Below are 13,646 nucleotides of genomic sequence, written 5' to 3'. Positions count from 1 at the left end.
CAATGATTGTATACAAACTATACAAATAGAACTAGTTCTTTTTATGCGTTGCCATTTCCGCTTTTACTTCTGCCACTCGCTCTTGAAAATGTTCTTGTGCATGCTGTTCTAAAGGACTCACAAAGCGACCTTCTAAATGAAATGCTTCTTTTAATTCTCCCACCACATGAGGAATATAATCAACCACTTGCGCCATTAATGCATATAATAAACCTGGTTCAAAAGCATCATCTGTACTCATATATACCGTATCCAAATATACACTATGATCGTCTATATCTACATATAGTTTGAAATTTTTGTAACAAGCATTTTCTCGATTTAACAAGCGATTAATGTCCTCCAAATTATCGGCTGTCACGATTTCCGGTCCTAACACGACACGAAGGACACCATAAATGCTGGAATCCAAAATAACAAATAACGGCATGTTGCCAATAGGACTTTGAATATACGAACGATACACTACGGTACCATCTTCATCTTTAAAGTCCTTACGTTCAAAACAATCGACTTGCTCTGATTTTAAAAATTCTTCAAAAGCTTGACTTTTTTGATTCATACTGACTCCTCATCTAGCAACTATTTTCTCGGTTTACGTCCCTTCGCTTTAGGTTTTCCACCTTGTGCTGTACTTTCTGCTGCTTGCGATTTTACTGCATCTCTTTGCGCCTTAGCCTTCGCCGCTTGTGCTTTCGTCATTACTATACTCATAATAGAACGATACATTTCTTCTAAATGAGGAATCGCAATGCCACTAATTAAGTGAAGCACTAAACTGCTATCGAACATTTTTGGCAAGCAAGGCACACTCATATCCATATATAAAATATCATCATAACTACTAATATAGTATTTAGATACTTTATAGCCATCATTTAATTTATTAAGTTTCACTAAAACCTCTTTTTGACGAGTTTTAGCAACAGACGTTTCAGTTACAGCGATACGAATATAGGAAAAGGCACTATCGTCTAATACCACGAATACTGGCAATTTCTGGTCTTCACAATCAATATAGGTTTTATAAAGAACAGTATGTAATTTATCATTTCGTTCCTCTTTAAGAAAACAATGAATATGTTCTTGTTTTAAATACGATTCAAAGGCTTTTGCTTTATCATTCATGACTACTATCCCCTTTATTTACTAGTACTTAATCTTCTACAAATATGCATCGATTATCTTCAAATCGTTCAATACGAATCAACGATTCTACATGATAACCAGCTCGTTCTAATCGTTCACGACCAGGTTGAAAGGACTTTTCGATAACAATGGCAATTCCTTCTACCGTATCACCAGCAGATTCTACCAATTTAGCAAGACCCATAGCCGCTTCCCCACTTGCCAAAAAATCATCAATGATTAACACATGTTCACCGGCTGGCAAAAACCGTTTCGACACAGTTACATCATAATTTTCTTCTTTTGTATACGAATATACTACAGAGTGATACACTTCATCAGTCATAAGAATCGATTTTTTCTTACGAGCAAACACCAATGGCACATTCATTTCAATGGCCGCCATGAGTGCTAACGCAATGCCTGATGCTTCGATGGTAACAATACGATCAATCTGTTTTCCTTCAAACCGTTTCGCAATTTCTTTGCCAATGGCTTGAAATAAAGCAGGATCAATTTGGTGATTTAAAAAGCTATCTACTTTTAACACACGATTATCTAGTACGCGCCCTTCTTCATTAATCCTCTGTTTTAGTATTTCCATTAAATAAATCCTCCAGTATTCTTTATGTGAGTCGCTATAGGATATATAAAAATAGATGTATTACCATCATAGATTAATACATCTATAGACTATTAATTTCTATATCCTTCTACATCATAGATAGTATTATATCATATACATTATACCTTTGTTAACAAATTAATAAAGTCTTCTGCCCCTTGTGATAGCGGTGTTCGCCGTGAACGAACTAACACAATCTGACGTGTTGGTAGGGATACAGTAGTATCAATCATGACTACACTACCATTATTAATTTTTTCTTCTACCATCATTAACGGCAATAAAGCAATGCCCATATTGATTTCAACCAAATCCAATATAACATCTAAGCTTCCTAGTTCAAAAGCCGGCTTATGACATGCGCCATTTGTTAAGTCATCAAAAAAAGTACGGCTAGCAGCCCCTTTTGATAATAACAAGAGAGGTTCTTCTAGTAATGCCTGTAAATCCAAAGTCCCCACATCACGATATGTACTGCCACCTACAAAACAATCTTGCACCGTCAATAAGGGAATTACTTCTAATTGTGGATTAGTAAGAAGTGCATCATAATGATTCACAATCGCCAATTGAGCTTCTTGTTGTAACACCATGTCCACACAATCTGGAGATGGACGATTTGTAATATGCAACCCACTTTTAGGGCTTGCCATTTTCCATTGTTGTAAATAGGGTAATAAAAAATGGCGACATAATGTATCTGGCACCGCTAACTGCAAACTTTCATATTGATTATGAATTCGTTCACGTAATTGAACGATACCATTATCTAATATGGCAAATGCCTGTGCCACCGCATCAAACAATTCTTTTCCCTCAGGCGTAAATGACACCGACTTGGTGGTTCTCACAAACAATTTCATCTCTAATTCGCTTTCCAACTGTTTAATACTTTGACTAATAGCCGATTGCGATACTCCGATTTCTTTAGCCGCCATGGAAAACGATAAATACATACCGACACTAAAAAATGTGCGATACAAATCAGTAGATATAGCCATAATACCTCCCTTACATCAATTCATGCTGCACTCTATATCTATACACGTTAACAAAAAGACCAGTAAAATTATATGCTAGCACATATACTAGCATACCTATAACACAACTTGCCTACTAGTAGGTGTATCGTATCTGTCATACAATAACCATCTAAACCTAGCGATACCCGATGTAGACAAACCATCATCATAGGGTCATACATTATATCCTCCTATGACTCATAGGTCTCTTTTATTATTATTTCTAATCCTTCAATTAACTTGTATTACCTTTACTTATAAGTCTAAACCGTTTATACTAAAATTGTCAATTGTACAGGCTATAATTGTGAGTAGAACCAATATATGCATATCACTACCTATACAATGCCTGTATCTTCATACTTCATTATCCAAAAGCACACTTAGGAGGTACTATGTCTATCTATCGTTTATTTGTTACCAAACGATCCGCCTTTGCCCATGAAGCAAAGCATCTATTAGAAACACTAACAAATGAATTATCCCTACCCGCTACATCTGTTACTATCTACGAACGTTATGATATAGAAGGTGTAACTGCGGATGATATGGATCGTGCTACACAGCTCATTTTCTCTGAACCACCTGTAGATGAAGTATTTCACGAGTTACCAATACCAACGCCATCCTTTGTTCTCGCTACGGAATATGTACCAGGACAATATGACCAACGAGCTGATTCTGCGGAGCAATGTATCAATATGCTCACATTACAGACAGGTCACACAGTCCGTACTGCACGCGTTTTCGTAATTGGTGGTACGTTTACGCCAGACGAAGAAACTACAATTCAGAACTACCTAATCAATCCTATTGATACTCGTCAAGCCTCGTTAGACATACCTACTTCATTAGAATGGCAAGAACTGGCGCCAAAATCTGTAGAAGTGCTACATAATTTTATCAACTATAGTCATAAAGAGTTATCTAGTATGCACGATAACTTACAATTAGCTATGACACTACGTGATCTAGAGGTCATTCAAGAATATTTCAAAGAAGAAGAACAACGAGATCCTTCTATCGCTGAAATTCGCGTTTTAGATACCTATTGGTCTGATCACTGTCGTCATACTACATTTATGACAGAATTAACCTCCATCGACATCGAACAGAAGCGCTTTACCTATCCTATTCAGCAAGCCTTTGATGAATATATGGCAGATAGATCATCTATCTATACAGAAACATCGAAACCTAGATCCTTAATGGACATGGCTACCCTTGCTATGAAAGAATTACGCCATCAAGGAGCGTTACAAGCACTTGATGAATCGGAAGAAATTAACGCTTGCACAATTGTTGTTCCCGTAGATGTGAATGGAGAAGAGGAAGAATGGCTCTTGCTATTTAAAAACGAAACACATAATCATCCTACTGAAATTGAGCCATTTGGTGGTGCTGCCACTTGCCTTGGCGGTTGTATTCGTGACCCATTAAGTGGGCGTGCCTATGTATATCAAGCTATGCGTGTTACTGGTGCAGGAGATCCACGAACACCACTATCGCAAACACTACGTGGAAAACTACCACAACGAAAAATCACACAAGAAGCAGCGCGTGGATATGCATCCTATGGCAATCAAATCGGTTTAGCTACGGGCGAAGTCAAAGAGTATTATCATGATGGCTTTGTGGCAAAACACATGGAAATAGGTGCCGTTATCGGAGCTGTACCACGGGCTAATGTACGCCGTGAAAGTCCTGTGCCAGGCGACGTAATCCTACTCATCGGAGGGAAAACAGGCCGTGATGGTTGTGGTGGTGCTACGGGATCCTCTAAAGAGCATACCCTAACATCGCTCGACACCTGTGGTACAGAAGTACAAAAAGGCAACCCTTTAACGGAACGCAACTTGCAGCGTCTATTCCGCCGCTCTGAAGTGTCCACCTTAATCAAACGTTGTAATGATTTCGGTGCAGGCGGTGTTTCCGTAGCCATTGGCGAATTAACCGATGGAGTCACTATTAATTTAGATGCAGTACCTAAAAAATATGACGGCTTAAATGGCACTGAATTAGCGATTTCAGAATCACAAGAACGCATGGCTGTAGTCATTTCTCCTGACGATGTACCAGCGTTCATCCAGTACTGTGAAGAAGAAAATATAGAGGCTACTGTAGTTGCCACCGTAACTGATACCAACCGATTAGTTATGACTTGGCAAGGTGTTCCTATTGTCGATATTAGTCGTGATTTTCTATCTACCAATGGAGCTAAGCAAACGCAAAATGCTACAATTACCGCTCCTACAGGGACCTATTTCAAAACAGGCCTAGCTAAAATCCAAAATTTTCATGATCAATGGATTGATGCAGTGTCTACTCTATCCGTAGCTTCTCAACAAGGATTACAAGAATGTTTTGACAGCACCATCGGTGCCAATACGGTGCTTATGCCATATAGCGGAAAGTATCAAAAAACACCCGTACAAGGCATGGCTGCCAAATTACCCGTTCTGCACGGTGAAACGACAACCGCTAGTATCATGACCCACGGCTTTGTGCCGGCCTTAGCAAATTGGAGTCCTTTCCATGGTGCACAATACGCCGTCTTACTCTCTGTAGCTAAATTAGTAGCCTTAGGGGGCCATCGTGAAGATGCATACTTAACATTGCAAGAATATTTTGAACGACTCAATGACAATCCACAATCATGGGGTAAACCAGTTAGTGCCTTATTAGGGGCCTACCAAGCGCAAAAGAGTTTATCCATTGCTGCTATTGGTGGTAAAGATTCTATGAGTGGCACCTTCATGGATATGACCGTGCCACCTACATTAGTATCCTTCGCCGTAACTACAGCGCCAGTAGATCGAATTATATCGCCCGATTTAAAAGATGTAAATCACCGTTTAATTTTATTACAAGTTCCTCGCACCTTTGATGATACGCCTGATTGGGAGGCTTTTAAAAAGAATTGTCAAATCTTGCAAAAAGAGATTGATCATGGCCGCGTATACAGTGCCTACGTGGTAGACGAAGGTGGTATTCCTGAAGCGGTTAGTAAAATGGCCTTAGGCAATCGTATTGGCGTTAAATTTGACCAGTATGCGGAAGGCTACTTATTCCAACCATCCTTAGGATCATTCTTGTATGAAGTAGATATTACCGCCATCAATCATTTGCTAGAAATCGATGAAGTGAAAATTATCGGTACCACTATCGACAAACCACATATTGAATGGAAGGATAATATAGTTACCCTCGATGAAATCCAACAGGCGTATGAAAAGCCATTATCATCGATTTTCCCAATTCATGCGCCTAATGGCTCAGGTGAAGCAGTCGCCTATATTCACGATCGTCATAGTAAAAAACTGGCTACCCCTAGTATCGGTAAACCACATGTACTAATCCCCGTATTTCCTGGTACCAATTGCGAATATGACTCTGCTCGCGCCTTTGAACAAGCAGGTGCTCACGTACATACGGTAATAATACGCAACCATACTATCGCTCAATTAGAAGAATCCATTCAAGTGCTAAAAAAACAACTGGACACAAGTCAAATACTCATGTTCCCTGGTGGCTTTAGTGCTGGTGATGAACCTGATGGAGCTGGTAAATTTATGGCCACTCTATTCCGCAACCAATACTTGAGTGAATCCCTAGAAAACTTGCTCTATAAACGAGATGGTTTAGTACTCGGTATTTGCAATGGCTTTCAAGCATTAATCAAATTAGGTTTATTACCAACAGGTCATATACATCCATTAACCGCAAACAGTCCAACCCTTACGTATAATACAATTGGTCGTCACATATCGCGCATGGTACATACTAAAATAATTTCTACCCAATCGCCTTGGATGTGCCAAATGAAAGCAGGAGATATTTACACCGTACCAATCTCCCATGGCGAAGGCCGTTTTATTGCTTCTCCTAAGCAAATTGTCGAATTTAATCGCACAGGTCAAATCGCCACTCAATATGTGGATATGACGGGTGTCGCATCTATGGATGCACAATATAATCCAAATCAATCCGTAGCTGCTATTGAAGGCCTTTTAAGTCCCGATGGCAAAGTATTTGGCAAAATGGCTCATGTAGAGCGCTATGGCTATGGCGTTCACAAAAATATTCCCGGTAATCTAGTGATGCCACTCTTCAGCTCTGGTGTATCCTATTTCAAATAAAACTCCTGACTATCTACTAGGATGAAAATATCCATACTATAATGACTATAGTTATTATCTGATTTCTGTCATGTATTGTACTTTCTTGTATACTGAACGCGAAGGGAGAGGATTTCCTCTCCCTTCACCACGCTCGTATCGTTTTGTTTTCTATGGTATTTGCAATGTAAAGGCTTTTCTTTTGCCTTTTGTGTGATGAATAAAAAAAATAGCCCTATACTGCGGTTCTTTCTCTATCGTTACATAACTCGTAGTTATCTATACAGTATGAAACCGTCATAATTTCGCCAAAATTAATATTGAAATTTTTCGAGAATGTTAGTATCATAAATAACATAGAATGTTACATAATTAGGAGTATTATGTGTTGTATAAGGTATGAGTGACTCTTTCTAAATCTAACTATTTAGCACACTCTACCACTTAACAAAGAGAGGATTATTATAATGCATTGTGCACAAAAAATTTCTGATAACATTTTTTGGATTGGTAGCAACGACTGGACAACACCTCGTTTTGAAAATCTATTTCCTATTCCCCATGGAGTCAGCTATAACTCCTATTTTATTGACGATGAAAAGACCTGCGTCGTTGACACTGTTGATAAAATGATTCGTGATGAATTTTTAAACAACGTACATCATTTATTAAATGGTCGTCAACTTGATTATATCGTAATCAATCACATGGAACCTGATCATTGTGCGGTATTATTGGATTTAGTAAAAGAATACCCTCATGTCACACTAGTTGGTAATGCGACTACTTTCAAAATGTTTGAACAATTCTATGGCACACCATGTCCCGATAATTACCATTTGGTAAAAGAAGGTGATGTACTCGACCTTGGTACTCACAAATTAACCACCTACACTATGCCAATGGTTCACTGGCCAGAAGTAACCGCTACCTATGAATCTACGACAGGCACCTTATTCTCTGCTGATGCCTTTGGTACATTCGGCACGGTTAATGGTAACATCTTTGCCGATCAAGTTGACTATAGTTTGAGCTATGAAGATGAAGCTCGTCGTTACTACGTGAATATTGTTGGTAAATATGGGCCACAAGTGCAAAATGCGTTACGTAAACTCGGCAAATTACCGATTAATATGATCGCTCCACTTCATGGACCTTTATATCGCACTCCAGAAACCATTAACTATATCATTGAAAAATACCAATACTGGAGTACCTATTCTGCAGAAAAACAAGGTGTCGTAATCGCTTTCGCCTCTATGTATGGCCATACTGCTAATATGGCACAACAATTAGCAAAACTACTATCCTCACGCGGTATTACAGATATTAAAATGTATGATGTATCCAAAACACATGCTTCGTATATTATTTCTGATGCGTGGAAATATTCTCACCTAGTATGCTTATCCCCTACCTATAATCTAGGTTTATATCTTGCTATGGATGCGTTTTTACATGAATTAGCAGCCCTTAACTTCTCCAATCATAAAGTATCCATTGTGGGAAATCACACTTGGGCCTCTGCTGCTATGAAGCGTATGACAGCTCTATTCACAGATACTTTTAAAAACATGGAAATCGTCGGCGAACCACTCGATATTAAAAGTGCCTTACACGAAGCACAATTGCCAGCATTTGAAGAATTAGCTGATACAATCGCTACTTCCATTAAAGAAACTGAAATTAAAACTTTCTAGTTATAGGCAATACTATTACTACATCACTGATGCCTAGTTGATTCGACTAGGCAGGCGTAATAAAAAATAACCATTATAACAAATAAACCACCCGTTAAACGGGTGGTTTATTTGTTATGCGTTCTACATAAGACTTAGCCATCAAATGTACATACACTCTATGACAAAATAATTATACGTGTCTAGTAAAACAACAAAATTACTTGCTATACCTCTATCATATCAAACTAATAATACCATCTACGAGAATCATAAAATAACTGCTACACCGCTACCATTACAATAGCAGGTAGAACAACATACCTAAGCTAACAATACAATAAATACGATAAAAATAGAGGAAAATTGATAGGAACTACTTAGTCACATGGTATTCCATGTGTAGTAGCAAATCAAAAAATCCAATCACCTTTCCTCTATTCTATGATGAGTATATTGTAGTATGGTCCTTACTTAACTATAGTACATCTAACATATCGTCTATACCTACTCTTCTTTTTTCTTCCTAGAAAACGGAAGTAGCGTAAGATGTTCAATCTTTTGAATCACTGACCATGATTCATATCGTCTAAACAAACGATATACGATAACACCCATAATAGCGCCCAGTAATAATCCTACTACTACATCTGATGGATAGTGAACGAACGCATAGACGCGAGAAAATCCTACCACCAGTGCAAATATGCCAGCAAGAATGCCCCATTTACGGTGATACATATAGGCCACTGCAGCCATAGCAGCGGTCACAATGGAATGGCCCGATGGAAAGGAAAAACTAGTAGCTTTCGGTAATGGTACGATGGGTAGCACATCTGCACCAGTAAAAATTGGTCGTGTCCGTTGGGCAATATGTTTAAGTATGCCATCACCTACAGCTAACGCTACGGCAGCAGCCAATAATATAACAATGGTCGCCATGCGCGTACGCTTACATACGAGTCCTACCAGAATCAAAATTCCCCAGAATAAAACACTATTAATTAGCTTTGTAAATAAAACCACAAAATTTGTTACTAAAGGATTCACAAGATGATAATGAATCCACCATAATAACTGATGATCAATCGATAATAACGCTTCCAAAACAAACTCCTTTACCAAAAATGCTACTTATATAGGATAGATGCACATAGATGACACGCTCCTAGAGATATGGCTAATCGTTTCCACCTATAGCAATAGTACTAACCACATGAAAATCGTAGACCTGTTCCCTAGTAGATACTATCATCATGCCACTTGCATACTCTCTACTATACCATATATAACCAACTATAGGCAAAATACTATACTCATTGTAACACAGACCTATCATTTCTTAAGCGACTGGTGACGAAAATTATCATACGCTTTTGCAAAAATAGGTGTATCTACGCCTACATTCTTGCCTTTACGCACCAAATCACCTAGTAAAATATCTAATTCCGTATCACGAGGATCCTTTCCGTCCAGCAAATCACGATACAAAGAAGTAATCGTTGTGCCTGGCATAGTATGAAAGGTTTGAATTAATGTGGCAATAAATTCTGGTGGTATAGTAACCCCATAGGCCTTAGCTACATCAACTACCTCTTGATGAGCCTTTTCAACTACAGTTTCATACCCCACTTGGCTCCGAACAAATGCTGTATCCCCCTTATAATAGCAAAAAATAGCGCCCATCGTACCCGTAATAGCAAACTTTTTCCAACTCTGTAACACAATATCATCGACTACAGTAGTTCGTATACCCGCTTCCTGTAGAATACGAGCAATATCATAAAAGATTGGCACCGTACGCCCATCTTTCATGCCGAAATAAATATCACATAGTCCTGCCTCTTGTATAATATACCCAGGAGATACGATATGACTAAAAATACGAATGGTACCGTCCGCTACAATACAAGGGGGGAGCCACTTTTCTAATACATCAGATAGCACTACGCCATTTAACAAGGGAATCACTACCGTAGACGGCGTAATCATGGGTGCTATACTATGACATACCTCCTCTAGTCGATTGCCTTTACAAGCCAATATAATGACATCCATCTTGCCCAATTCATGTACATCATCACTTACCAATTTAGGGTGTACCACCATGTTTCCCAATTTTTTAGAATCTAATCGCAATCCCTTTGTTTGAATCACTCGTTTTGCTTCATTTCGTGCATACAAATAGGTATCTTTGTAAGATCGTGCCAATGCGGCCCCTACGAATCCTCCTACGCCACCGACACCAAATATTAATACTTTCATACACTAACCTCATTTCTACCAAGAATATACCTATCACATACTATCTTAATTCCATTCTACACTATCTAAGGTAATAAGAAAATAACCAATACATCGACCATCCAATCCCCATAATCGCCCCCCCTATCATCATACATACATCAGCATCAATTGGTACGCCGTTTCCAATCCTTATACATACATGTGATTTCTACAAATGAATCCCCATCTCCTACATCGATAACAAATCGATACCCATAGTACGTGCCTGGCAAAATAATCTCTTGAATGATAACCTATTACAATCCGTCCCCACCATATAAACGATATATCCTATCGCCTATAAAATCACCTAGAAAACATATATTGATAAATACTATTAATATGTTATCATATACATATAGTATGATTTCACATGTAGTTCATAAAAAGAATCATATAATAGATTGATAGATTTCAATATTAAAAGAATAACTATGAATCTTCAACCAACATAAAGTATTTCTATAAAGTAACCAAGGAAAGGATGAACCGTATGCCAAAAAAAATTATTGCTGATATATTAGTTGATGTATTAGCCACTGCTGGAGTAGAACGCATTTATGGACTAACTGGTGATAGCTTTAATGCCATCAATGATAGCTTACGCCGCGACGGACGTATCCAATTTCAACATATCCGTCACGAAGAAACAGCCGCCTTTGCAGCAGGAGCCGAAGCAGCGATTACTGGAAAATTAGCAGTCTGCGCTGCCAGTTGTGGGCCTGGCAACTTACATTTGATTAATGGTTTATTTGATTGTCAACGTAATCATGTGCCAGTCTTAGCCATTGCTACCCACATTCCTTCTACGGAAATTGGACTCCACTATTTCCAAGAAACACATCCTCAAGAATTATTCAAAGAATGTAGTGAATTTGTGGAATTAGTGACGAATCCTAAACAAATGCCAGAAATTTTATACCGCGCTATGAACACGGCGATTGGTAAAAAGGGTGTAGCCGTTATCGTTCTTCCTGGAGATGTATCCATTATGGAAATGAAAGCGCCTGATACCGCCTTATGGAAACCACCAGTAGCGCCTCACATTATCCCGCAAGAAGAAGAAATAAACACCTTAGCTAACCATCTACAAACCGCTGATAAAGTAACCTTGTTCTGCGGTGCTGGCTGTGCTGGGGCTCATGATGAAGTAGTAAAATTAGCCTCTTTATTACACGCCCCTGTGGTTCACGCCTTTAGGGGTAAAGAATGGGTGGAATGGGATAATCCCTATAATGCAGGTATGACTGGCCTTCTCGGCTACACATCCGGATATGAAGCAGTAGATAATTGTGACCTATTACTCATGTTGGGCACCGATTTTCCCTATCGACCATTCTATCCAAGCAATGCAAAAGTAATTCAAATTGATCATGATCCAAGTGCCTTAGGCCGTCGTGCTCTATTAACCCAAGGCATTATTGGTGATGTAAAAGATACGTTACAGATACTTCTACCGAAAATCAAACAAAAAGAATCTACTGAATTTTCTGATCGCGTTAAGAAAACTTTCAAAAAATTTAGAAGTGATTTAGATAGCTATGCTGTACCTGCTAAAAGTGGCGATGCCCATCATCCACAATATGTGGTCAATCGCATTAACGCCTTAGCTGACGAAGATGCTATTTTCACCTTTGACGTAGGTACCCCCGTTATATGGTCCGCTCGTCATCTTCACATGAATGGCAAACGTCGCTTGCTCGGCTCCTTTAATCACGGTTCCATGGCCAATGCTATGATGCATGCTATTGGGGCCCAATCGGCTTGTCCTAATCGCCAAGTTATCAGTTTATCTGGAGATGGCGGATTTACCATGATGATGGGCGACGTATTATCCTTAAAACAGCTCAACTTACCTGTAAAAGTAGTGGTCTTTAATAACGGCGATTTAAACTTTATCGCCTTAGAAATGCGTGCGTCTGGCTATCTTGACTATGCTACCAAATTAGATAATCCAAATTTTGCCGACATGGCAGAAGCCATCGGCATCAAAGGTGTTCATATTGATAGCTCTGTAACCGATGTAGATGCAAAATTAAAAGAAGCCTTTCAACATGATGGACCCGTTATCATCGACGTAGCGGTGAATGATCAAGAATTGGCTATGCCACCTAAAATTGATATGAAACAGGCCGCTGGCTTTGGTCGTTTCTTAGTAAAAGCCATGCTTGATGGTCGTGGCACAGAGTTGATTGATCTCGCCAAAACAAATTGGGTTAAATACAAATCCCTCTATTAATAAAAAATAATGTAGTGCCTCTCTAATTTCATACGTTTCGTATACCAAAAGAACCAAGTACACGCTTGTCTATATGATAGACGAGCTATACTTGGTTCTTCTTATATTATGATGTCTACGCCACTATTCACTTTGTAACGAAATGTTTCTAGATTGTCTAACTATAGTATGACGTCTACTCTCCATTCACTTATGATCAATATCTCTACCTATATCGTACGTAGAACTAAACAATCCATATCTATAGGTTATCTCTATACATCATTACCTATCACGTATACTAGGACTTATATAGTTGTAACATTTCCATAAGTAATGATTATCTATCAATCAATTCTTTCCAGTAAGCATTTTATATACCAATCATTTCTTCATATAAGAGTCTCCATGTATTATACCGATTGGTATCAAATGAATAATGTAAGAATCGATACAAAAGGGACTGTTGTGAAAGAAATCATCATTTCACAACAGTCCCTTATTGTCTAATGAAGAGCTTACGATACCATATACCTTAGCCCCGTAGATGCGTATCGTTCACATACACGA

At 38.6% G+C, this 13,646-nt stretch carries 9 protein-coding genes; 3 read left to right on the top strand and 6 right to left on the bottom strand.

The features are described from left to right. Positions 1 to 31: 31 nt before the first annotated feature. The 4 genes from P6940_RS04425 to P6940_RS04410 all read right to left on the bottom strand — a co-directional run bounded on the left by P6940_RS04425 (position 32) and on the right by P6940_RS04410 (position 2,754). Complete coding sequence (locus P6940_RS04425; protein WP_277293316.1) at positions 32 to 562, bottom strand: hypothetical protein; 531 nt, start codon at positions 560 to 562, stop codon at positions 32 to 34. Between the two features lie 20 nt (positions 563 to 582). Beyond that, positions 583 to 1,128: a hypothetical protein gene (locus P6940_RS04420; protein WP_277293315.1), complete on the bottom strand. Its 546-nt coding sequence runs from the start codon at positions 1,126 to 1,128 to the stop codon at positions 583 to 585. Between the two features lie 28 nt (positions 1,129 to 1,156). Further along, a complete protein-coding gene (locus P6940_RS04415) occupies positions 1,157 to 1,732 on the bottom strand; it encodes a xanthine phosphoribosyltransferase (protein WP_028257796.1) in 576 nt (191 codons plus the stop codon). Positions 1,733 to 1,872: 140 nt separating this feature from the next. Continuing rightward, the gene (locus tag P6940_RS04410; RefSeq protein ID WP_277293314.1) at positions 1,873 to 2,754 is read right to left on the bottom strand and encodes a LysR family transcriptional regulator; all 882 of its coding nucleotides are present in this window, start codon (positions 2,752 to 2,754) and stop codon (positions 1,873 to 1,875) included. A gap of 416 nt (positions 2,755 to 3,170) precedes the next feature. On the opposite strand from P6940_RS04410, the gene P6940_RS04405 reads away from it, so the two are divergent. Further along, complete coding sequence (locus tag P6940_RS04405; protein ID WP_277293313.1) at positions 3,171 to 6,914, top strand: phosphoribosylformylglycinamidine synthase; 3,744 nt, start codon at positions 3,171 to 3,173, stop codon at positions 6,912 to 6,914. A gap of 446 nt (positions 6,915 to 7,360) precedes the next feature. Then, entirely contained in the window at positions 7,361 to 8,593 is a 1,233-nt protein-coding gene (locus P6940_RS04400) for an FprA family A-type flavoprotein (RefSeq protein ID WP_277293312.1), read from the top strand. A gap of 486 nt (positions 8,594 to 9,079) precedes the next feature. Here P6940_RS04400 and P6940_RS04395 read toward each other — a convergent pair whose 3' ends face one another. Further along, entirely contained in the window at positions 9,080 to 9,679 is a 600-nt protein-coding gene (locus P6940_RS04395; RefSeq protein ID WP_277293311.1) for a phosphatase PAP2 family protein, read from the bottom strand. A gap of 228 nt (positions 9,680 to 9,907) precedes the next feature. Next, positions 9,908 to 10,837: a ketopantoate reductase family protein gene (locus tag P6940_RS04390; protein ID WP_277293310.1), complete on the bottom strand. Its 930-nt coding sequence runs from the start codon at positions 10,835 to 10,837 to the stop codon at positions 9,908 to 9,910. Positions 10,838 to 11,351: 514 nt separating this feature from the next. On the opposite strand from P6940_RS04390, the gene poxB reads away from it, so the two are divergent. Further along, a complete protein-coding gene (gene poxB, locus P6940_RS04385) occupies positions 11,352 to 13,097 on the top strand; it encodes a ubiquinone-dependent pyruvate dehydrogenase (protein WP_277293309.1) in 1,746 nt (581 codons plus the stop codon). Positions 13,098 to 13,646 lie beyond the last annotated feature (549 nt).

The sequence above is a fragment of the Veillonella montpellierensis genome (assembly GCF_947090115.1).
GTDB classification, from domain to species: domain Bacteria; phylum Bacillota; class Negativicutes; order Veillonellales; family Veillonellaceae; genus Veillonella; species Veillonella montpellierensis.
This window is presented reverse-complemented; position numbering and strand designations above follow the sequence as displayed.

Excerpts from the sequence above, each read along its gene's own strand:
- P6940_RS04390 (WP_277293310.1), bottom strand. The coding sequence starts at position 10,837 with ATGAAAGTATTAATATTTGGTGTCGGTGGCGTAGGAGGATTCGTAGGG.
- P6940_RS04410 (WP_277293314.1), bottom strand. The coding sequence starts at position 2,754 with ATGGCTATATCTACTGATTTGTATCGCACATTTTTTAGTGTCGGTATG.
- P6940_RS04405 (WP_277293313.1), top strand. The coding sequence starts at position 3,171 with ATGTCTATCTATCGTTTATTTGTTACCAAACGATCCGCCTTTGCCCAT.
- P6940_RS04400 (WP_277293312.1), top strand. The coding sequence starts at position 7,361 with ATGCATTGTGCACAAAAAATTTCTGATAACATTTTTTGGATTGGTAGC.
- P6940_RS04415 (WP_028257796.1), bottom strand. The coding sequence starts at position 1,732 with ATGGAAATACTAAAACAGAGGATTAATGAAGAAGGGCGCGTACTAGAT.
- P6940_RS04420 (WP_277293315.1), bottom strand. The coding sequence starts at position 1,128 with ATGAATGATAAAGCAAAAGCCTTTGAATCGTATTTAAAACAAGAACAT.
- P6940_RS04425 (WP_277293316.1), bottom strand. The coding sequence starts at position 562 with ATGAATCAAAAAAGTCAAGCTTTTGAAGAATTTTTAAAATCAGAGCAA.
- poxB (WP_277293309.1), top strand. The coding sequence starts at position 11,352 with ATGCCAAAAAAAATTATTGCTGATATATTAGTTGATGTATTAGCCACT.